The sequence below is a fragment of the Yersinia sp. LJYL362 genome (assembly GCF_048323875.1).
Genome location: NZ_JBLWEX010000278.1, coordinates 1 through 21408, shown reverse-complemented (window position 1 = coordinate 21408; position 21408 = coordinate 1). Strand labels below are relative to the sequence as shown.

Below are 21408 nucleotides of genomic sequence, written 5' to 3'. Positions count from 1 at the left end.
AACAACCAAAAATAGAAATGACTAATATTAGTAGTGGTTGTAATCTTCTACTCATGGTAGAAAATGAAACTAAATATGATGATTTTGCGGCACGTCTGAACTCACTGATGAGCAAGCATGAAATCAGCGTCAGTAGCCTGGCAAAGCTAAGTGGTGTCTCTTATGAGATGGCGCGGCGTTATACCTTGGGTACCGCAAAACCACGAGATGAGAAGATGTTGAAGATAGCGGATCACTTGAACGTCTCTCCCGCGTTCCTCGATTATGGAACCATCACAGGGGAAGATGCAGGATCTGACTCGAAAGTTGTAAAACTAAGGCAACTTGAAGTTTTCGCCTCAGCTGGTCATGGCTATATCAACAATGAATTTCCCGCAGTTATAAGCTCCATTGAAATACCTAAAGATAAAATCTATGAACTATTTGGGCGTAAGTCATTGGATGGAATACATTTAATGAATGTTGATGGTGATAGTATGATGCCAACTCTTCACCCACGTGATTTACTGTTTATTGACACAAAAATAGATCACTTCAATGGTGATGGTGTTTATGTATTCAATTTCGAAGACTCAACATTCGTCAAGCGACTGCAAAAGGTGAAAGGAAGACGATTATCAGTTCTTTCTGATAACGACAAATACCCACCTTTTTTCATTGAAGCCAATGAAATGAATGAACTTTATTTTTTCGGTAAACTTATAAAACACTTACCCCTCAAGTTTAACGACTTCTCTTAGAATTCCCTCCCTTTCAAATAAACACCGGCTAATGCCGGTTTTTTTATGCCTAAAAATCAGGTAGTAAGCATATTTACATCGATAACTTTCATTTTTTCTACTTTTTGTAGTTGATTTTAACTACTTTAAGTAGCATGATTTAATCCATCAACAGCAGATGATTCGCTTAGCAGGGTTAACAGTGTGGAGTAACAGGCATGAAAGGCTACAGATACCAAGGCGACACCGCAGGAATAACCATCGGCAAAATGCGCGTCTTGATGTGCCTCGAAGGTGAAGAACAAGCAGTGCGGGAAGCCGCGGTTAAGTTCGACAAAATCTTCTCACCAGCTGGTTACGAACAAAGTGATAAGCCCGGTGAATTGACCATCTTCTATGTGCCGTTCGTGAAGTATGAAGCTGAATTTATCAAAATGGCTAATAAGGAATAACAATGCGGGGTATGGGTAATGGGAATAGTTTCAGCAAATAACAGCTTTGAAGAAGGGATGAATGCCCTATTTGGTGGCGCGGTGAACAAGCATTTTGCTAATCACTTAGTTGAGATTTTTCAACCGACAATATCTCACGTTGTGGCAGAAATGGTGATTGCTGGAAAAAATAAAACAGCAGTGAATGAAGCAGCAAGGGTCACTGCTGAAGCGTTGGTGGTCGGTATGAGGGCGGTTCTGAGCAATGCTAGCTTGACCCCAGAGAGCGACCAGCCTCAGCCAGTAACTCTGACGGTGACATCTCCAGAAGGTCTGCAAACACCGCGCTAAAGTGCCTTACAGCAACTAGGAACTCAGCTGGTGAATACTCTTTATTTTGCGTACGGATGTATTCAAATGCCATTTGCTTAGCAGTATCAATAGGTTTCATTTAAGTCCCTTCTTGGTTGTGTGAGAACTCCCAAGATACCACCGCCGCCTGAGGTGGAGAAGTAACCAGGCTCACAATCGCATGAGCATTTGTTAAGTGCTCAGCCGATTGTGATTTGCCAAAGAGCTAGCCTGTGCAATTGCAGCAGCCGGAAATCACAACCTTGTTCCATTGCTGTGCTGTGTCTTTAGCGGCTGCGCCTGCCAACACCAGATTAGGCCAGCCGCTCTTTTTACACACAGAGAAGTGCTCCGGGCGGGTTATCCCTTTAAACCCGTACAGTATAAAGCCCCCGGTTCGGAGTACTTCTCTGTGTGTGGAGTAAACAACGCAGTGCAAACTGCATTACTGAGGATCACCCCAATGAGTGAAGAAAGAAAAACCGTGGTACCGGAATTTCTTGGTGAACTGGATGCCGGTATTTTCGAAAATAAAATATCTGCTGCTTTAAATGCTGCCGCGCTAGGCGTTCTGAATAATGGCGGTAAAGGAAAGGTAACCATTGAGTTTGATTTATCTCGTATGAGTAATTCAATGGAAGAAAAGCGCGTTATGATCTCCCATAAGCTTAAATTCACCACCCCAACGCCACGCGGTAAATCCTCCGAAGAAGATACAACCGAAACGCCTATGTATGTTGGCAAAGGCGGTAAGCTGGCAATTATGCAGGAAGATCAGGGCCAGTTATTCACAATTAAGGGCGAGACTGACGGAAAACTAAAGACCGTTAATTAATTTATTCGCCATCACCAAATTATATTTATTAAGGACTTTGTATGTCTCAACAATTAGATTCGTCAGCCATCACCGAAATTCGCGATATGGTTTTAACTTCAATTATTGAAAAACAATTATCCAGCACGGCTTGCGATACCATTGCATTACCTGCTGGTGTTTCTGTAAAAAGCCTTGAGCAATTCCAATTTGAGCGTTACCGCTTCCGTGGCGCGATGGAAACTAGCAACATTGATGAGTATGTAAAATATTCATCTGGTTATGCGGGTGACGGTGTTCGCTGCTTTATTGATGCCGATGAAATGCGCGCGCAAACTATCTTCAATATTGGCACTCTGCTAAATCCAGGGCATGCCGATAACACCGCCAGCTTATCACTCAAGAAAACAGCACCATTCCGCGAACTACTTAATATTGATGGTCGCAAACAGACGCAAAAAGAACTAGCTGAATGGCTGGAAGATTACCGTGAGTTCTTGCTGGCCTTTGATGCTGATGGTGTGGTGCTGGATATAAAGAAAGCCGTTGGTGCAGTACGCCGCATTACCATCGAACAAACCAGCTCTGCCGATCATGAAGACCAAGACTTCAGCGCTAAACGATCTGTAATGGAAAGTGTTGAAGCCAAAAGCAAAGATGTTATGCCAGCGGCATTTGAATTTAAATGTGTTCCCTATGAGGGATTAGGCGAACGTCGATTTAAATTGCGCTATAGCATTCTCACCGGCGGCAATGTTCCCGTTTTAGTATTGCGCATTGTTCAACTGGAAGCGGAAGAAGAAAAGATTGCCGTAGAATTTTTGGAGCTACTTACCGATAAATTTAAAGATGTCGAAGTTGAAACCTTTATCGGTAAATTTAAAGCGTAATTAATTAAACCTTAACCTATTAGTATCACTTCAAATATCCCAGCGATGGGGTATTTGGCGGGGTATTACCTAAAAACCGTGTGGAGTATATTTATGACTTGTATTACTACTTATTCAGGGCTGACGTTCGATTATTTGAAACCAGTCGCTAGCAGTATTTGTATTGAAGATATCGCTCAGGCGTTATCACATGAATGCCGTTTTGCTGGTCACCTGCCTAATTTCTATAGTGTGGCCCAACATTGCTTGTTAATAAGCACGATTGTGCCAGAAGAATTTGCCCTTGAAGCCTTACTGCATGATGCAACCGAAGCGTATTGCAAAGATATCCCCTCACCTCTTAAACGCCTACTGCCTGATTACCAGGCTATTGAGCAGCAGGTCGATACCGTCATTCGTGAAACCTTTGGGTTGCCTGCCGAAATATCCGCAATCGTCCACTACTGCGATCTGGTGATGCTGACCACCGAGCGCCAAGAGTTAGACATCGATGATGGTAAAGAGTGGCCCATGCTGGCAGGTATTCCACCGGCAGAAATGGCAATAGTGCCAATGTCATCACGGGATGCGCGGATCGCTTTCTTGGCTCGATTCCATGAGCTGGCCGGGGCCACCCAATCATGATGTACGGCCTGTTTTTGCTCGTCTGCTACACCTTCCAGCCGTGCCAGTACGAGCCACAAGGCTATGTCTATCCGGATGATAAGAACTGTATAGCCGACATCCAACAGCAAGGTTTGCCACCTGAATATGAATGCCTGCCAGTTGATGGCGTTCTCTATGCGAGGAAACAGTGATGATTAAGACAATTACAGCGGCACCAGTTGAGCGTGATAACTGTGGGTTCTGGACTCACCCTGATTACTTTGAGCCAGCAAATGGAAATGAATTTGGGGTTGAAGGCGAATTTGCCGCGTGGAAAGCACTTAACCGTGTAACTGGCGCTATAGGTTGGATGGAAAACGAAGAAAATGCAGAAGAGTTGCTAGCGGCATTCGATTCCGCTGGCTGTGATGTCAGTTTGTGGCAACCCACTCCACCAGCGGGTGATGGTTGGTTTATGGCTTCAATACATGACACAGAAGACGGTCCGGTTTGCTACTGGTTGCGTCCTATTGAATGCGATCCGGAGGTGTTAGCTTCCCACCGAGAGCGCAGCCATATTGAAGCATTAAAAACGATGCTTATTGATAAGCACCAGGCAGCAGTAACAGCAGCGCATGAATATTTTGCGGCATGTGATGTTGGCGAAGAAAGACTTTTTGCCGCGGCAATTTTTGAACGTCTGCGTGTGGCGATAAGGGGATAATCATGCCCGAGAAAATTCAATACATCTGCCGTAGTGAAGGTTGGGTATTTCCTGATAATGCTGAAGATATTGATCCTGCTTATAGCAGTGATGGTGGTTACGAGTTTTTAGCCGGGATCGCCGCCGAAGATTTCTGGGAGCGCTTCGATGGCTGGGAATCAAACTGGCCACTCAGCTTTGAGATTTTCATTGATGGGGTTAGCGTTGGGCATTTCTCTGTAGATATGGAACAACAACCTACATTTTCAGCAACAAAAATTGCAGGAGTAGCAGTTGATGAATAAAACCATCCTCGATATGTGCTGTGGCTCCCGCATGTTCTGGTTCGACCGTGCCGATCCGCGCGCTGTATTCGTCGATATCCGTGCCGAGAGCCACATCCTATGTGATGGCCGAAAGCTGGAGATAGCACCAGACCTAATTGCTGACTTTCGCCAGTTGCCATTTGCGGATAATACTTTCCAGATCGTCGTATTCGACCCACCTCACCTTACCCGTTGTGGCCCAGAGGGCTGGCAGGGGAAGAAATACGGCATTCTAAGTAAGTCATGGAAAGACGACCTAACCAAAGGTTTTGCTGAGGCCTTCCGTGTACTTCGGGCCGGTGGGGTGCTGATATTCAAATGGAATGAATTGCATATCCCTACCCGAAATATTATCAAACTGTCGCCGGTACCGCCCATATTTGGACACCCATCAGGCAAACGGGCCAATACCAACTGGGTATGCTTTCAAAAACCAGGTGAAAATTTGATAGCCCAACTGGAAGCGGCACAGAAAGAGCTTTTTGACCTTCATAATCAGGAATTCCAGCAACGTTTAGCGAATGCAGAACATCAGCTTTATATGAAGGATTTAGCAATACATAACATCAAGGCTAGTCGAAAAGCTCAGTTCAGGAAGCGCTTGGCAGCAGAAGCCGAGTTATCAGCGGCAAACGAGAAGCTGAGTAAGCCTTGGCGATCATTTGTCACCAATGATGATGTTTCCGCACTCAATCGCTTTGCTGAATGTTGTGACGATCCCGAATCTGGAGGTCATGACTTAGATAAAGAACAGGTTGAGCGGCTAGTGAGTATCGGTGCGCTGCGCAAAACCAAACGCAACTACTGTGAAACTACTGACTTTGGTGATTTTGTTATTTCAGTCGGTTTCACGGTGGAGGGGAATGCAGATGCTGAGTAAGCCAGTAGTAAGAACTACGACCAATGCGAGGGTTTCACTCACTATTGAGCTTAGCAACCTTGGCTCATGGGGACCTGATTGCCAGATTGATCAGGTTTATCGCCAGGCTGTTGTAGCAGCCGAAGGCAAGATTAATAAACTCTTTTCTGGTGATAGGGATGTCAGAGTGATCGGTCTTGTGCAGGTGCAAGCAATTACCACTGATGTGGAACGTAAAAAATAAACAAAATAAATGAACAATAATATATATTTTAATCAAGTAATTAACTAAATAATCAGCTGCCAAATGGCGGTACCATAAACAAATTAATTGAACATGAGATAAGGGAAATAAATGAATAACTTAATGGTCGATCTGGAAACTATGGGTAACAAACCGGATGCGCCTATCGTCGCTATCGGTGCCGTATTCTTTGAACCGGCGACAGGTGAGATTGGCCCGTTGTTCTATACCGCAGTAAGCCTTGAAAGTGAAGTTGCTCTCTGTGCGGTACCGGATGCCAGTACCATTCTGTGGTGGTTAGCTCAAAGCAGTGAGGCCAGATCTGCAATTACCGATAATCCGACTCCTATCGATGTTGCACTTCGTGGGTTAAATGATTTTTCGGCGGAGGTGTCGGGTAACTCCCGCCGGATCTACGTATGGGGCAATGGTGCTGCATTCGATAACGTTATTCTTCGTGCGGCCTATGAGCGCTGCCAGTTACAACCATGCTGGAGCTGGTTTAACGATCTGGACGTGAGAACAATGGTGTCACTGGGGCGGGCTATAGGCTTCGATCCAAAGCGAGATATGCCATTTGATGGAGAACGGCACAATGCTTTAGCTGATGCCATTCACCAGGCTAAATACGTCTCTGCTATTTATCAGCGTTTGATTCCAGCCACCAGCAACGATATTGAATAAATTTGTCACGGCCTGTGTGCGGCGGGCCTTTAAATAAACAGTGTGGAGGTTCGTATGATTAGTCTCGATTGCATCCCCATCAGTGCGTATTGCATTACCACAGGGGAAACGGTTGAAGCCATCAATAAGCGGGTTCAGCGTGGAGTATGGCGTGAGGGCAAGCAGGTTTTAAAAGTTGATGGTGTTAAAGAACGTTGGATTGATCTTACGGAGGTTTCAAAGTGGGCGAGAGGGGATCGGCAAAGCTCCCAAGGGGCATAACTGTTCGCAGCCATAAAGCTGGGCAGACAATCAATATCACCTTCACATATAAAGGGGTTAAATGCCGTGAACCCCTTTCTAACATCGAAGTGACACCCAAAAATATCAAATATGCTGAAAGGCTATTGGGTGAGATCCACAATAGAATAGAACGAGGCACCTTTAATTATGCTGATCAATTTCCTCGGTCAGTGCGATTGAAGGTATTCGGTAATAACCAAAGTTCGAAGCACATCAAAAAATATCTGGATGAATACATTTCAATTTGTGAAAGCCGTAAATTATCACTAGGTACTATCGCCGGCTATAAAAAGTGCATGAGCGCCCTATCCAATTTACATGAAGTTAATGTCTCAGACCTTACGCCCGCGATGGTTAAAAATTGGATACAAGGCCAGAAGGTAGCGCTGAAAACTATCCGCAATAGATTATCATTCTTAGGCTCCGCGATAGATGAAGCAGTAACTGATGGCTTGCTGTCGGCTAACCCTGTTTCTCTTGTGTCGGCATCCCGGTACCAAGGTGAAGATGTCCGATCAGAAAGTGAATATGTGGTTGATCCGCTTTCACCTGATGAAGCGAAAGCCATTCTATCCACGGCGATGAATGCTCAATGGGAAAACCTTTTTAGATTTGCTTTGCATACTGGAATGAGAAGTTCAGAACTATGCGCGATAAGGTGGCAAGATCTCGATCTCATCGGCAATACCGCCCATGTAATAATGGCCAGCGTTGAAGGGGTAATTAAGGGAACGAAGACTAAGGCGGGGCGAAGAAAAATAGAATTAGATTCTGATGCATTATTAGCTATCAAAAATCAAAAACCATTTACATTTATGCTCAACGAGTATGTTTTTCATGATCCGAAAACGAATGAGGCTTGGGCTGGTGCTGATGCGATCAGAAAAAAAGCATGGATACCAACCTTAAAAAAGGCTGGCGTCCGGTACCGGAATCCCTATCAGACCAGACATACATTTGCCACGATGCATATTAGCCAGGGCGCGAATTTATTCTGGTTAGCAGGACAAATGGGCCACAAGGGGCCGGAGATGCTTTTCAGGCATTACGGTTCGTTCCTGAAGGAATACAGTGGGATGACTGAGGAAGTACACCAAAGGAGCCGCACAGGATACGCGCCAGGAAAATAATAAAAATAAACATTCCATAACAATAAGTTAGGGAATTACGGACGCGGGTTCAAATCCCCCCAGCTCCACCAAATGTTAAACCGGTTATTACCAGATAAGTCCGGTTAAGTACGAAGAGCCCGCATCCCACCTAGGTTTGCGGGCTTTTTTGTGTCTGTAGTAGTCCAAGGATATCCGCCTGAAGCCAGAGACAATTGGTATACAAATTGGTATACGCTAAGATAGATACCAATGGACGTATACCAATTAAGGGAAGAACCATACATGGCAAGGACAACACGCCCCCTCACCCACACCGAAGTACAAAAAGCAAAAGCCACCGACAAAGACCTAACTCTCCATGATGGTGATGGCTTATTTTTGTTAGTCAAAACTACTGGCAAGAAAATCTGGCGTTTCCGCTATCAACTTCCCAACAGTAGTAAACGCACTATGGTAAGCCTCGGCGCGTACCCTGCACTCTCTTTAGCTGATGCCAGAGAGGCACGAACAGAGAAACTGGCAATGTTAGTGCGAGGGGTTGATCCGCAAGCAAGAGCTGATGAGGAAGCCGAAAAACTCCAGATAGCTGAAGAGAGTATTTTCGTAAACGTCGCCCGCAAATGGTTTGAGTTGAAAGAAAGCCACGTTAGTGCCGCCCATGCAAAAGATATTTGGCGTTCTATCGAAAAAGATATCTTACCCAGCATAGAGAATGTCCCCGTTCAAGAACTCAAAGCTCGCGCCCTGATTCAGGTATTAGAACCCATCAAAGCACGCGGAGCATTAGAAACAGTCCGGCGGTTGGTACAACGTATTAACGAGATAATGATCTATGCAGTCAACGTAGGTTTGATTGATGCCAACCCAGCATCTGGTATTGGCAATGCTTTTGAAAGGCCTAAAAAGCAGCATATGCCCACCATACGCCCCGAAGAATTGCCTAAACTTATGCGCACCATTTCCATGAGCAATCTGTCGATACCAACTCGCTGCTTACTTGAATGGCAATTATTGACACTGATACGCCCTGCTGAAGCTTCTTCAACAGCCTGGTCAGAGATCGATATTGAGAATAAGCAGTGGTGTATACCGGCAGAACGTATGAAAGCAAAACGTGATCATATCGTTCCTTTGTCGCAGCAGGCTCTAGAGCTGCTGGAAATCATGCGTCCAATCAGTGGCAATCGTCAGTACGTATTCCCCAGCCGCAACGATCCGAAAAAGCCAATGAACAGCCAAACAGCAAACGCAGCTTTGAAACGTATTGGTTATGGTGGAAAATTAGTCGCACATGGGCTACGTTCAATTGCCAGTACAGCAATGAATGAGGCTGGGTTTAATGCTGATGTGATTGAGGCTGCACTTGCACATAGCGATAAAAATGAGGTTAGAAAGGCATACAACCGCTCAACATACTTAGTAAAAAGAATAGAACTAATGAGTTGGTGGGGAAGTAAAGTTTATTCTATAACATAACAAGGAAGGAAGTGTAATGAGCAAATATGAGAAGATTGACTTAGCGTATAGCTTCCTAATTGATAAAGAGACTCAAGGCGAAACATTCAAACTTCATGAACTATCAGAAGCAAGTACTTGGTCAATAAAAACATGCACTACACATATTTCAAAAAAACTTATTAGTTACTTTCAAAAGGAGGGAGCTGATTTCATAACGAATGGAATTTTATTTCTTAGTAAAAATGATTTTAGGTCATTGTTAAGCCAAACATCCTCACTTGCAAACAATTACTCTAGGAAAGGGATATTATTAACTAAATCAAAAGAGTTTGCATTGTTGGCCGTAACTGTTTATAACAATCCAACTATAAAATTTAAAACATACGGTTTTATCATTAATATGATAATTTCTTACACATCATTATTTCATGCTATCTTTGAAAAAAACGGCGTGGATTATTACCACAAGGATAGAGATGGGAATACTGTCTATATAGATGGCGAAGAAAAGGCATGGGAGTTAAAAGAATGCTTCGAAAAATACTGGCATGGCATTGAGTCACCGGTAAAGTCTAATTTATCGTTTCTTATTGGACTTCGTAATAAAATTGAACATAGATTCCTTCCAATTGTTGACTTAATGTGTAGTGGCGAATGCCAAGCAGCATTAATAAATTATGAAAATCTGTTAACAAAAGAATTTGGTGATAATCATGCTTTATTAGTTAATTTGGCTGTTACAATGCAATTAAGCCGTGCTTCGATGGAGGCTAAGGTTGAAGCATTGAAACAATTCCAATCTCAAAACTACATGATTATCAGGCAGTTTATGGAGAGTGAACGTCAAGCACTTAGCGCTGAAACGCTAGAAAGTCAAGAATATAGAATAAAGGCCTTTTTAATTCCAAAAATTGGTAACCATGCTGCCACCTCAGATATTTCAATTGAATTTGTTAATTTTAGGAAGTTAAGCGAAGAAGAGAAAACGCAATATGATCAAGGGATAGCTTTTATTAAAGAAGTCCAGTCACCATACATACATAAACCTTCGGACATTGTTTTAAAGGTTAAAGAATTACATCCTTTTTTTAACATGGCATTGCATACAAAATGTTGGAAGTTTTTTGAAGCACGACCAAGCATCTTAAACTCAACCTATAAGGGAGTCTATGCAGGGTTTGTTCTTGGATTCAATAATTACTTATACACTAGTGATTGGATAGATTTTTTAAACGTTGAACTATCAAACTTAGAACGTTTGCAAAATATTAGGGAAGTTTGATTTCTTGGAGAGATAATCAATGAAGAGCTATTTTTTATTGAATAAAGATTGGGGATTCACTCAAGCTATTGAAGAGATAAATAAACGTTATAGACCTGGTGGAATTAGCTCAGGATTAGCTAGAAATGTACAAATTGAAAACTGGGGAGTTCTTGTTGGAAGAACTAGAGCTTTAGCAGAAATAAACTTAGCTATCGAGGAAGAGGGTTCGAAAACTAAATTATGCAAAAAAATACAAATATCAAATTCATCTATGAATGATATTATCGCATTTTTTAAAGATCTCCCTGATGATAGTAATAAAAAAGAAATTCAGCAAGGAAAAGTATTATCAGGATATTTCCTTCTTAGTTTATACGGTAAAGGAGGAAATGCAGTAGTCTGGAAAGTTAGAACGAATGACAAAAAGACTCACATAATGAAAATTGCTCGCCGAGCACGAGGAATTTCACTTAGCAGATTTAATGATGAAATAGAAATCCTAAAAAAAATAAAAAATCTACAAAACCCATTAATTCAGGTAATACCATTAATTGATAGCTATACTAATTTAGGTGACGATGGTTTCCCTTGGTTTACAATGCCAGAAGCCATTCCTCTGGATAAATATATAACGGACAAGCAACCTACTCCATTAACGATTCTCAAAGGCATGTTGGAAGTATGCAGAACTTTAGAAATACTTCACAAGGAAAATATATTCCATAGAGACATTAAACCCGACAACATATTAATATATAAAGGAAAATGGTATTTAGGTGATTTTGGAATTGCAATATTTCCGAACAAACAAGAAATAACAAGAGAAGGGTGTAAATTCGGCTCATTACATTTTTATGCCCCAGAGATGCTTTCTACAGAGCCTTCAACATCTGGAGAGCATGCGGATATATTTAGTTTCGCTAAGACTCTATGGGTGTTACTGAGTGGACAGAAATACCCATTAGCCGGTGAGATGAGGCTGGACAGAACGGAAGCATTAGTATCAACATATTGCCAAATTAATAAAATAGAATTTATCGACGAGGTAATTTCGCATTGTACCAGCTTTACTCCCAGCCAACGTCCCAATATAAGTTCAGTGAAGCAGTGCATTGAAAAAGTATTGACTGACTAGGTAGTACACCCGCGCGCGCAATACTCCCTCACCTACGCACTCTGACTTTATCATGCACTTTTCATGCATGACATAGAGAGCTTACAAACCCTTGTCGCGCGGTGTTTCAGATGTTTTGATGCTGAGGCGTTGCATGCAAATTCATGCACTATATGCATGCAGTGCTCTTTTTGGCAGGCTAACCAGAGGGAAAATCCTCAAATGACACAGGTTAGAAAGGGATGTAGCCTCCCCTTCATTACTCTTCCTTATTACAGCTTCCAATAACTTGCAGCTATCTCATTCTTGCCGTAATTTCCCCCATGTAAACTCGCTGTCGATGACAGCCGCCAATGTTTCCAGTATCGGGATTGATACGAATGACCTGAGAGAAACGCCTTCGGGTGGTCATAAACCCAAAGTCATATGGAATGGAGTGTGGTCTGAGACTGACGCTTTTGAGCGACCACAACATGCTGTCTAAGCTTTAGAAAAACGTTATACCGTCATACATCCGTCAACCCTTGAGAATGGGTGTCACCCATGTTGGTGATTAGGGCTTACTTCTACTAACGAAATGGCTAATAAAGAGCATTTCCTGACCAACCGGTATTGCCTGTCGAGAATACTGTCATAGGTTATCAACCAAGCGAATAACTCGCCTCCGTAGAGCAATGGCCTTCCAAACCGTTGCTCTACAACTGATAGCGCTGTTATCTGCACACTTAACGCAAGATTGCATCACTGCATCTAAAGACTCCTTATGCCTCAATTTCTGGCGCGTATTACACGCCGCTGGCTGCGCTCTGCTATGCCGCAAGGCATCTGCTAGCGCTGGCCTTGCTGCGTGTGGCTCGTGGCGTCACTTTTACGAGTGAAAGTGACGCCATAGCACAACCCCGCCTCAGCCGTTGAGATAAACGACTTCACCAACGCGTCATGCATCTGACACCGCTTCAACACGTCAGATTGACCACTTTTACCGGAGTTTGAACCGATACCGAGGCAGGCCCACAGCCTGAGGGGATGACCTGCAATAGCAGGAGGCTGCACCGAGTGCATCACCTATACCCCGCAATACCTCAACTGCTGCCCGCTCTGGCGCACAGGTATCGTTCAAGGCAGATAACCTGCCATTCCCCATGCGCCAGAGAAATGCAGCTCGTTGACATTGTTTGGGAGAAGTTCGCCATGAGTAAGTTAAGCCGTGAGATAAAAATACTGGCTAAGCAAGCTGGGGGAAGCCATAAAACCGTTCATGACCGTATTCGAATTATGGACAGATTTAGCCGACATTTACTGGCCCTCAATATTCAGGTGCGTGATGTTAAACACCTGAAAGCAAAGCATGTTGAAAGTTATATTGCTGACCGTGTTTCACAGGGGATCGCCATTCGTTCTCTCCATAACGAAATGGCGGCATTGCGTACCGTTTTCCGATCCGCTGGCCGGGATAAAATCGTCTTGTCGGAGCGATTGACCAACAAAGCATTGGGATTAGGGGGAACCAGCCGCGCCGGCACCAAATTCGCCATCCCTGAGAAGGTCTATCAAACCGCCCTGCGCACCGCCCAGCAGCAGGACAAAGGATTCGCCTGCGCCCTGCAACTGGCCCGCTTGCTGGGGTTGCGTTCACAAGAGGCGGTGCAATGTGCCAACTCGCTGAAAACATGGCAAAAGGAGCTTGAGCAGAACCGCGCTACATTAACCGTGGTGTTTGGCACTAAGGGCGGCCGCTCACGCGAAACCCGTATTTTGGATCGTGAAGCGGTGAAACTGGCGGTCAAAGAAGCACAACAGGTTGCAGAAACACGCGGCGGCAAACTCATTGATAAACCTAACCTGAAAACCGCCATGAATTTCTGGCGATCCCATACCACCCGCCTGGGGCTAACCGGACACTACTCCCCCCACAGTCTGCGCTATGCCTGGGCGCAAGAGGCTATCAGTTATTACCTCGCCGCAGGATTTACCCGCATTGAAGCCAGAGCATTGACCTCAATGGATCTGGGTCATGGTGATGGCCGTGGCCGCTATGTTGAACGCGTTTATACCCGCAAGGAGGCGTAACCATGTCAGATATTAATTTGATCCGCTTACCTGAAGTGATTGAGAAAATACGACTGAAGAAATCATCAATTTATCATTTGATTAGCCTCAACCAATTCCCCCGCCCAATAAAGTTAGGGCCGCGTTCAGTTGCCTGGGTTGAGAGCGAAATCGACGAATGGGTCATTATCAGACTCAACCAACGCGAGGAGGGTCGCGACTAATGATTTTTTATTTTTTTCTGGCGGGCGCTTTGCAGTATAATCTCGGTGCTGCGGCAAAATCCGTAGCCGGAATTAGCGTTCCGAAAATCTTCTTGATACCTAGCCTCGTCATTCAGACATGGTTTTTTATAGGTATGGCTTGCGCGCACCCGTCAATGGTGGCCCAGGCGGGGGCTCCGAAAGGAGCGCCGGTTTCCAAGAAGTCCGGTAACGCTAACTCCGTCTGGGCTACCACCCAAGGGATTAGCGTCTCAGGTGGTAGTCATTACAACTACTTCTTGGAGGCAGCCCCATGGCTACTACCCTTCACTGTCTGTACCCGCAATACGTTCGTACCCATCCGGGGGTGCGCTATGCTTGACTCTCCCCCACTCACGCTTGAAGAAATTGTCGACCACTGTCATGCACTGGTACGGGCAATGCTCGAAATTACCGACCTGACAACCAAAGAACTGCTGCTGTTTATTCTGGCTGAACGGCTGGATTTGCTGCAACTGATGCTGGATGAAGCACCGCATGCAGAGGAGGCTAACCATGAGTAAGTTTGTTTCCAACATCGTGCGCGCATCACAACACCACTGGGGCAGCATACTGTCTTCGTTAGCCATCCCGATACCCGGCATCAACAAACACGGCCCTTGCCCGGTCTGCGGAGGTAAAGACCGTTTCCGTTTTGATGATAAAAAAGGGCGAGGAACGTGGTTCTGCAACTATTGCGGCCATGGCGATGGTCTGGATCTGGTCACTCTGGTACGACAATGTGATTTGATTCAGGCCGCCAGAGAAATCTCCCGCTTAACAGACTTAACCCCAACACCGCCCGCCAAAGAAAGAACTGAACCGCTCCCACACACCGACATCATACAAAGAGTCACCGCCCTGCTGGCAACCTGTACTAAGGGAACCAGTGATTACCTGTTGCATAAGGGCTTGGCACATCAGGGATTTTTAATGCCCACCAATAGCGCTAAAAATATTGGCGGGGTGCATTTTAATGTGGGCAGCATAGTGCTGCCATTGGTGGATTTGCGCGACAAAACTACCGGTGCGCTGTTAATCAACCCTAGGGGAGAAAAACGCTTACTGCCCGGCTCGCGGATTAAATCTTCATTTATCCCCATCACCCATCATGCTCTGTCACAAACAATCATCATTACTGAAGGTTTTGCCACCGGTCTGGTCATATCACGATTTGTTGCCGCCACGGTGGTGGCCGCTATCTCGGCCAATAATCTGACCCATGTTGCAGTGGCATTACGTGAACGTTATCCCGATGCGCAGATTATTCTCGCGGCGGATAACGACGTAACCGACTCTGACAACAATCCTGGCAAGCAACTGGCGGAACTCGCCGCACTCGCAGTCAATGGGCTGGTGACCCTGCCCCCCACCGGCGATAAGGCTGACTGGGATGATTATCGCCAGCAGGTCGGAACGGACACCGCACGTATCGAGTTTTTCCGCCAACTCTACAATCCCAAGGAATGGATATGAAAATGCCGCTCACTTTGATTGACAATGAACCGGTGCAATTTGCCACCAACCTGCCATTGCGCAAAGGTTCCGACGGTTATAACACCCCGCAGGATTACAATATCAAGGGCCATTTGCCAAGCAATACGCTGGCCAGCATTTATGGCCCCAGCGGCTCATATAAATCCTTTCTGGCTGTCTCATGGGCCTGCCATATCGCCACCGGTAAGCCGTGGGCCTCGCGCCGCGTGACGCAAGGCTCGGTGGTCTATATCGTTGGCGAAGGTGGCATTGGCGTGCCACGTCGTATTCGTGCATGGGAAATGGAGTTTAACGGTGGCACACCGATTGAATCGCTATACCGCATTGACTGCCCGGTCTTTCCCGCCAGCCCGGAGAGCGTCGAACAAGTGATTAAAGCCGCTCAGGACGTCACCGCACAAACCGGCTCACCGGTGCGCCTGATTGTGCTGGATACGCTGGCCCGCTGCTTTGGTGGCTCCGACGAGAACGCCGCCAAAGATATGGGTGCGTTTATTCAGGGCTGCGATTTTATCAAGGCAGAAACCGGCGCGACGGTGCTGGTAATCCATCATTCGGGCAAAGATTTGGATAAAGGCGCACGTGGCTCCAGTGCCTTTCGTGCGGCGTTAGATGTCGAGTTCAATGTCCGTCGTGAGGGCGAAGGCGGCGCACTGGTGCTGAGTTGCACCAAAATGAAGGATTCAGAAGAACCCAGCACCCGAGCCTATGACCTCTCGCCGCTCAATCTGTATATCGATAACGATGGCGAAGAAGTTAACTCATTGGTGCTGTGTGATCGGGGGCGTGAAGTCAGCGATGAAGACTCACCCTATGAGGCCGAACTTGCGGGTATTCAGCGCCTGACGGCCAATCATATCGCGCTGTGGCAATCTATCCGCTCCCGTACCGCCAGTGGCGAGGCCTGTACAAAATCGCTGGTGAGAGATGATATGCGCGGCATGGGTTTTGATGTTGCGAAAAAATTTACCCGCTGGCTCGACAAACTGGAAATTGATGGGTTGATTCATATTGACGGGGAGAATATCTGCCCCAATTCATTAAGCAATACAGCAAGAAACTAACCGGGGGATAAAGTGGGAACCAAGTGGGGGAACTGTGAATTTTTAACCAATTTAGCCTCGAATCCCCCACTTCCCACTTACCTATACACACTAAATGGGGGAAAGAGAGCAAACCCGCGCCATGACTGGGCTGAGAGCACAGAGCCAAAACCCAGGTGGGGGAACAAGTGGGAGTCAGTTAAGTGGGGGAAATGTGGGGGAAGGGTTATCGAAAAGACTTACTGAAAAATATGTTTCCAAGAGCAATTTAGATGCTACATAGATAATTATCTACTTGTTTATTTAATCGATATTAATGGGTTACCCATAGCCGTCATAACGCTACATAAAAGCATCTCAATAAATCCCCTATTGGATTCGCTTCTTGGCAATATCATAAGCTTTTTCATCTTCCCGTTTACCAACAGCAACGATCCAAATCACAATCTCCTCATCGATAACTTGGTAAATCAACCGAAAGCCAGATGCACGTAATTTTATTTTGAAACAGCCAGCCAGATCACCGTGCAAACGTGCTGACTCAATATAGGGATTTTCCTGTAATTTTCTTAGTTTCTTTTTAAATTGCTCTCGGATAGTTTTATCTAGTTTGTGCCATTCTTTTAATGCCCGTTCGTCAAAGTCGATATTAAAGGTCATCAATATTGACTCTGATACGCTTGGCAGGATTTTTCAAACGTTCACGGACAACAGCCAAAATATCAGCATCCTCATCTTGATTACTGACCATGACGGATACTTCTGAAAAAGGCAGTTTTTCGTTCTCTGCAACATAACGTAGGAACAGGCGTAGTGCATCAGAAGGCGAAAGATTCAGTTTTTCAAACGCCTGATATGCACTTTTCTTCAGTTCATCATCCACACGAATTTGGATAGTACTCATTTTAAAAATCTCCTGTAATGACATTTGTAATGCAGTATAGCGCATTACAAATGTAGTGCAATAGATGAGGCTACACCCAATATTGTTCATACTTATTACTCGGGCGATATCCGTGTGTTAAACATAATAGTGAACACCACACCTGTAACGCCTTTATAAACATTAATATATTATCATTCCGAAGAATCCTTTCCGCTGAAATGATAAGGCACCACATACCCATCGCGGCACCTATCCAAATAATCCGCCCACCATTGCACCATGAGTCTTCTTTCATCCATATGTTCGGCTTTGTGGATATAGGCCGCACGGACATTGTTACGTTCCTGATGGCTCATCTGCCGTTCTACTGCATCACGTGACCACATACCTGATTCAACCAAAGCACTACAGGCCATTGTTCTGAAGCCATGACCGCAAACTTCTGTTTTGGTGTCGTATCCCATACGGCGTAACGCATTATTAATGGTATTTTCACTCATGGGTCGGTTGGGATGGTGATCACCAGGAAACACCAGATTTTCATCTTGGGTTAATGTCTTAATTTTCTCAAGAACGGCAATAGTTTGCCTGGATAATGGCACCAAGTGAGGAGTTTTCATTTTTGAGCCTCGGTGCGAATACCTAACCTTATAGATAACTTCCCTCTCTGCCGGTAGTGTCCATAAGGCTCTTTCCAAATCGATTTCATCCCATCTGGCAAACCGCAGTTCACTTGAACGAATAAATACCAACAGACATAGCTTTACCGCCATCCGGGTCAATGGCCTGCCACAGTAGTAATCCATGCGTAATAACAACTCAGGGAGACGTTCTAGCGAGAGCGCCGCACGGTGAGTTGCCTTACGGGTAACTAAAGCACCTGCGAGGTCTTGTGCCGGGTTATATTCGATTAAACCGTTCTGGACAGCGTAGCGCATCACACAGGTAATCCGTTGTTGCAGTCGTGCAGCCACATCTAATTTTCCCGTCTGCTCAACCACTCTTAAAGGGGCAAGTAGATCACGGATTTTTAGCTCATCGATATTTCGCTGACCAATAGCAGGAAACAAATACATCTCGAAGTAACGCAGAACGCGCTCAGAATGCTGTGCAGACCATTTCTTGTTGCTGGCATGCCAGTCGCGTGCAACCAACTCAAAGGTATGCGTATTTTGTATAATATCTTTTTCTTGCTCACGCTTATTTGTCGGGCTAATGCCTTGCGCGATCAGTGCTTTCGCTTTATCACACTCAGCTCGAGCCTGCCCTAAGCTGATGGCAGGATAACCACCAAAAGCAATGCGGCTTTCCTTTCCATTAATGCGGAATTTAAGGTACCAGAGCTTAGTACCACGAGGTTGTATCTGTAGATAGAGTCCTTGAGCATCAGTGAGTTTATAAGTTTTATCGCGAGGTTTGGCATTTCGAATTGCGGCATCAGTCAGCGCCATTGGGGATCACATCCATATAGAACCCAGAAAGCGCTCACTATGCTATTGGAGTGTTATGGCTGTCAACGGGTGATAAAGGCAAAATTTAAACTGGCTTTCCTACAAAAACATTATGTTAATCAATGATATTACTGAAAACGATAGTGCCTAATTATCTCTGCACAAAGGACACCCCAAAAATGTCCTTTGTAAAGAGATACTCCCCGATGCTACAACCTACTCCGCTAAGATCTTCACAAAGGCTGATACCACCTATATCTGGCGCATATTTGGGGGTCACAAATTTTCCGAACCGAGCTGACCCCCATTTTGACCCCCAGTGATGATGGCTGCTAATGGACGTAGAAATACCAGAATGGAGAAGTGGCAAAAATAACCAGAATGTTAGATGCTGTTTTATATAGACTTTTACGGAAGATAATGGACTTTACTGAACGACAGGCAAAAAAAAGCCACCCTGCGGTGACTTGATTTTCATACTAATGGTGCCGAAGGCCGGAATCGAACCGGCATGCCTCGCGGCGGTTGATTTTGAATCAACTGCGTCTACCGATTTCGCCACTTCGGCACTGAAGTAGTATGCGGAGAACGAGGTGAATTATACCTACCCGAAGTCCGCATGCAACTGTTATCCCACCAAGTTTAGTCTAAGTGTTGAAAAAACCGCCATCAACGCCGTTTTAGCAGCAAATAAACACTGATTAGGAGGAAAAGTATACTCGGTAACAGCGCGCCAATGACCGGTGGGATGTTGTAAACCAAGCTAAGCGGGCCAAAAATCTGATCCAACACGTAGAAAACAAAACCAAAGAAGATACCGGTAACGACCCGAACCCCCATTGGTACACTGCGTAATGGGCCAAAAATGAATGACAACGCCATCAACATCATTACGGCAACGGAGAATGGCGCAAATATCTTGCCCCACATATTCAATTCATACCGGCTCGACTCCTGCCCGCTTTGTCGCAGATATTTGCTGTAATCGTGCAACCCGCTAATAGAGAGCGAATCTGGGTTCATGGCAACCACACCCAACTTCTCTGGCGTCAGGTTGGTCTTCCATTCACCGGTTAGTGTCTGCGAGCCAGTCACCTTATTTGGATTGCTTAAATCAGACTCATCAACCTGCGATAAACGCCATAGGTTGTCTTCAAAAGTTGCGGTGGCAGCATAGCGAACCGAGAGCAAGCGATCTTGTTGATCAAAATGATAAATATTCACCCCGGTCAGTTCTTTATCACCCGATACACGCTGGATATAAATAAAGTCAGAGCCGTCTTTTGCCCATAACCCAGATTGCGTTGACAACAACGAACCGCCATACATTTGCTGCGCACGGAAGTTGCGCGCCATCTGCTCGCCTTGCGGCGCAACCCACTCACCGATGGCCATGGTCAGCAACACAAGCGGAATAGCTGTTTTCATCACCGAGGCGGCAATTTGCATGCGGGTAAAGCCCGAAGCCTGCATTACCACCAGTTCACTGCGTGTAGCCAATGTACCCAGCCCCAGCAATGCACCCAGCAGCGCTGCCATCGGGAAGAAGATCTCGATATCTTTAGGAATGCTGAGCAAGGTGTACATGCCAGCAGATGCTGCTGAGTAATCGCCCTGCCCGACTTTACGTAACTGATCGACAAACTTGATAATGCCGGACAGCGATACCAGCATGAATAGCGTCATCAGGATGGTATTGAGGATAGTCCGTCCGATATAACGGTCTAATACACCAAACATCAGGCAGCACCTCTCAATCGAGCACGTAACTTACGAGCCGGCAGGCCATCCCACAGGTTCAATATCACCGCAAGAGCCAGATAAGCACCATTTACAGCCCACATCCAGATCGAGGGGTCCAGCTTGCCACTACTTGCATTAGAGCGCAGGGAGCTTTGTAACAGGAAGAAAATTAAATACAGTAACATAGCTGGCAACATACTCAGTACACGGCCCTGGCGCGGGTTAACCACACTGAGGGGCACCACCAACAGCGCCATGACGATAACCGACACAATCAGCGTTAGACGCCAATGAAACTCAGCGCGGGCATCGGGCTGATGCGAACGCCACAGCTGTTTCATGGTCATTTGGTCAGCCGCATTATTATTTTGTTGGACTTCCTGATGACCAATAATGGCCTGATAATCGACAAAATCAGTAATACGGAAGTCGCGCAACAATGCGGTGCCTTCATAGCGGGTACCTTTATTTAAGATAACCACTTGCGAACCATCAGGCCGTTCGGTCATGTAGCCACTGTCAGCTACAACAACGGAGGGGCGCTGATTACCGTTTGGCCGCAATTGTGCCAGAAATACACGGTTAAACTCTTTGCCCGTCACATTACCGATAAATAAGGCTGAATTGCCATCAGTTGAGGATTTAAACTGCCCACCAGCCA

The 21408-nt window shown here is 45.5% G+C and carries 27 protein-coding genes, 1 tRNA gene and 3 pseudogenes; 23 read left to right on the top strand and 8 right to left on the bottom strand.

The window, feature by feature from the left end:
* The first annotated feature begins 53 nt into the window (after positions 1–53).
* The 3 genes from ACNSO8_RS18025 to ACNSO8_RS18015 all read left to right on the top strand — a co-directional run bounded on the left by ACNSO8_RS18025 (position 54) and on the right by ACNSO8_RS18015 (position 1501).
* Positions 54–740, top strand: a complete 687-nt coding sequence (locus tag ACNSO8_RS18025; RefSeq protein WP_261373160.1) for a LexA family transcriptional regulator — start codon at positions 54–56, stop codon at positions 738–740.
* Positions 741–937: 197 nt separating this feature from the next.
* Positions 938–1171 (top strand): hypothetical protein, encoded by a 234-nt coding sequence (locus tag ACNSO8_RS18020; protein WP_418395420.1) that lies wholly within the window; start codon positions 938–940, stop codon positions 1169–1171.
* An 18-nt stretch (positions 1172–1189) separates the two neighbouring features.
* Positions 1190–1501, top strand: a complete 312-nt coding sequence (locus tag ACNSO8_RS18015) for a hypothetical protein (protein WP_418395432.1) — start codon at positions 1190–1192, stop codon at positions 1499–1501.
* On the opposite strand, the gene ACNSO8_RS18010 is transcribed toward ACNSO8_RS18015, so the two are convergent.
* Positions 1419–1601, bottom strand: coding sequence for a YdiH family protein (locus tag ACNSO8_RS18010; RefSeq protein ID WP_418395419.1), 183 nt, complete (start codon positions 1599–1601; stop codon positions 1419–1421). The genes ACNSO8_RS18015 and ACNSO8_RS18010 overlap by 83 nt on opposite strands.
* A 363-nt stretch (positions 1602–1964) precedes the next feature.
* Between ACNSO8_RS18010 and ACNSO8_RS18005 the strand changes: the two genes are divergently transcribed.
* From ACNSO8_RS18005 to ACNSO8_RS17940, 14 genes and pseudogenes are all read left to right on the top strand, one after another.
* The gene (locus ACNSO8_RS18005; protein ID WP_050136743.1) at positions 1965–2336 is read left to right on the top strand and encodes a hypothetical protein; all 372 of its coding nucleotides are present in this window, start codon (positions 1965–1967) and stop codon (positions 2334–2336) included.
* Between the two features lie 41 nt (positions 2337–2377).
* Positions 2378–3205, top strand: coding sequence for a YfdQ family protein (locus ACNSO8_RS18000; RefSeq protein WP_418395418.1), 828 nt, complete (start codon positions 2378–2380; stop codon positions 3203–3205).
* A 93-nt stretch (positions 3206–3298) separates the two neighbouring features.
* Positions 3299–3829: an HD family hydrolase gene (locus tag ACNSO8_RS17995; protein ID WP_418395417.1), complete on the top strand. Its 531-nt coding sequence runs from the start codon at positions 3299–3301 to the stop codon at positions 3827–3829.
* Positions 3826–4002, top strand: a complete 177-nt coding sequence (locus ACNSO8_RS17990) for a hypothetical protein (protein WP_005174537.1) — start codon at positions 3826–3828, stop codon at positions 4000–4002. The genes ACNSO8_RS17995 and ACNSO8_RS17990 overlap by 4 nt, the downstream gene beginning before the upstream one ends.
* Entirely contained in the window at positions 4002–4514 is a 513-nt protein-coding gene (locus tag ACNSO8_RS17985; RefSeq protein WP_418395416.1) for a hypothetical protein, read from the top strand. The genes ACNSO8_RS17990 and ACNSO8_RS17985 overlap by 1 nt, the downstream gene beginning before the upstream one ends.
* A gap of 2 nt (positions 4515–4516) precedes the next feature.
* Positions 4517–4798 carry a hypothetical protein gene (locus ACNSO8_RS17980; protein WP_418395415.1) on the top strand — a complete coding sequence of 94 codons (282 nt, stop codon included), beginning with the start codon at positions 4517–4519 and terminating at the stop codon, positions 4796–4798.
* Positions 4791–5255, top strand: a pseudogene (locus ACNSO8_RS17975) (class I SAM-dependent methyltransferase); the annotation flags it as partial. The gene ACNSO8_RS17980 and the pseudogene ACNSO8_RS17975, both read left to right, overlap by 8 nt.
* A gap of 433 nt (positions 5256–5688) precedes the next feature.
* On the top strand, positions 5689–5922 hold the full coding sequence (locus tag ACNSO8_RS17970; RefSeq protein WP_418395414.1) for a hypothetical protein: 234 nt from the start codon (positions 5689–5691) through the stop codon (positions 5920–5922).
* 111 nt (positions 5923–6033) lie between these two features.
* Positions 6034–6606 (top strand): 3'-5' exonuclease, encoded by a 573-nt coding sequence (locus ACNSO8_RS17965; protein ID WP_418395413.1) that lies wholly within the window; start codon positions 6034–6036, stop codon positions 6604–6606.
* Positions 6607–6660: 54 nt separating this feature from the next.
* Complete coding sequence (locus tag ACNSO8_RS17960; RefSeq protein ID WP_019081922.1) at positions 6661–6867, top strand: hypothetical protein; 207 nt, start codon at positions 6661–6663, stop codon at positions 6865–6867.
* The gene (locus ACNSO8_RS17955; RefSeq protein ID WP_418395412.1) at positions 6828–8018 is read left to right on the top strand and encodes an Arm DNA-binding domain-containing protein; all 1191 of its coding nucleotides are present in this window, start codon (positions 6828–6830) and stop codon (positions 8016–8018) included. The genes ACNSO8_RS17960 and ACNSO8_RS17955 overlap by 40 nt, the downstream gene beginning before the upstream one ends.
* Positions 8019–8282: 264 nt before the next feature.
* Positions 8283–9476, top strand: a complete 1194-nt coding sequence (locus ACNSO8_RS17950; protein WP_418395411.1) for an integrase domain-containing protein — start codon at positions 8283–8285, stop codon at positions 9474–9476.
* A 16-nt stretch (positions 9477–9492) separates the two neighbouring features.
* Positions 9493–10740 (top strand): DUF3644 domain-containing protein, encoded by a 1248-nt coding sequence (locus tag ACNSO8_RS17945; RefSeq protein ID WP_418395410.1) that lies wholly within the window; start codon positions 9493–9495, stop codon positions 10738–10740.
* A gap of 19 nt (positions 10741–10759) precedes the next feature.
* Positions 10760–11857: a protein kinase domain-containing protein gene (locus ACNSO8_RS17940; RefSeq protein ID WP_418395409.1), complete on the top strand. Its 1098-nt coding sequence runs from the start codon at positions 10760–10762 to the stop codon at positions 11855–11857.
* A gap of 141 nt (positions 11858–11998) precedes the next feature.
* Here ACNSO8_RS17940 and ACNSO8_RS17935 read toward each other — a convergent pair.
* Positions 11999–12248 (bottom strand): annotated as a pseudogene (locus ACNSO8_RS17935) (hypothetical protein).
* Between the two features lie 504 nt (positions 12249–12752).
* On the opposite strand from ACNSO8_RS17935, the pseudogene ACNSO8_RS17930 reads away from it, so the two are divergent.
* From ACNSO8_RS17930 to ACNSO8_RS17905, 6 genes and pseudogenes are all read left to right on the top strand, one after another.
* A pseudogene (locus ACNSO8_RS17930) lies at positions 12753–13005 on the top strand (hypothetical protein).
* A 22-nt stretch (positions 13006–13027) separates the two neighbouring features.
* Positions 13028–13906 (top strand): integrase domain-containing protein, encoded by an 879-nt coding sequence (locus ACNSO8_RS17925; RefSeq protein ID WP_418395408.1) that lies wholly within the window; start codon positions 13028–13030, stop codon positions 13904–13906.
* Positions 13907–13908: 2 nt separating this feature from the next.
* Complete coding sequence (locus ACNSO8_RS17920; RefSeq protein WP_172654250.1) at positions 13909–14109, top strand: AlpA family transcriptional regulator; 201 nt, start codon at positions 13909–13911, stop codon at positions 14107–14109.
* A complete protein-coding gene (locus ACNSO8_RS17915; RefSeq protein WP_342229268.1) occupies positions 14109–14651 on the top strand; it encodes an ash family protein in 543 nt (180 codons plus the stop codon). Before ACNSO8_RS17920 ends, ACNSO8_RS17915 begins: the two co-directional genes overlap by 1 nt.
* Positions 14644–15603 (top strand): primase-helicase zinc-binding domain-containing protein, encoded by a 960-nt coding sequence (locus ACNSO8_RS17910; protein WP_418395407.1) that lies wholly within the window; start codon positions 14644–14646, stop codon positions 15601–15603. The genes ACNSO8_RS17915 and ACNSO8_RS17910 overlap by 8 nt, the downstream gene beginning before the upstream one ends.
* A complete protein-coding gene (locus ACNSO8_RS17905) occupies positions 15600–16688 on the top strand; it encodes a helicase RepA family protein (protein WP_050329262.1) in 1089 nt (362 codons plus the stop codon). Before ACNSO8_RS17910 ends, ACNSO8_RS17905 begins: the two co-directional genes overlap by 4 nt.
* 348 nt (positions 16689–17036) lie before the next feature.
* Here the strand turns inward: ACNSO8_RS17905 and ACNSO8_RS17900 are convergent, their stop codons facing one another.
* From ACNSO8_RS17900 to ACNSO8_RS17875, 6 genes are all read right to left on the bottom strand, one after another.
* Entirely contained in the window at positions 17037–17327 is a 291-nt protein-coding gene (locus ACNSO8_RS17900; RefSeq protein WP_038275268.1) for a type II toxin-antitoxin system RelE family toxin, read from the bottom strand.
* Positions 17317–17571 carry a type II toxin-antitoxin system RelB/DinJ family antitoxin gene (locus tag ACNSO8_RS17895; protein ID WP_005175264.1) on the bottom strand — a complete coding sequence of 85 codons (255 nt, stop codon included), beginning with the start codon at positions 17569–17571 and terminating at the stop codon, positions 17317–17319. Before ACNSO8_RS17895 ends, ACNSO8_RS17900 begins: the two co-directional genes overlap by 11 nt.
* A gap of 173 nt (positions 17572–17744) precedes the next feature.
* Positions 17745–19004, bottom strand: coding sequence for a tyrosine-type recombinase/integrase (locus ACNSO8_RS17890; protein ID WP_418395406.1), 1260 nt, complete (start codon positions 19002–19004; stop codon positions 17745–17747).
* Positions 19005–19487: 483 nt separating this feature from the next.
* Positions 19488–19572, bottom strand: a tRNA-Leu gene (locus ACNSO8_RS17885).
* A gap of 101 nt (positions 19573–19673) precedes the next feature.
* Positions 19674–20744 (bottom strand): LPS export ABC transporter permease LptG, encoded by a 1071-nt coding sequence (gene lptG, locus ACNSO8_RS17880; RefSeq protein ID WP_019084212.1) that lies wholly within the window; start codon positions 20742–20744, stop codon positions 19674–19676.
* Positions 20744–21408 (bottom strand): LptF/LptG family permease (locus tag ACNSO8_RS17875; protein WP_418395405.1); only part of this gene is annotated, 665 nt, incomplete at its 5' end. The genes lptG and ACNSO8_RS17875, both read right to left, overlap by 1 nt.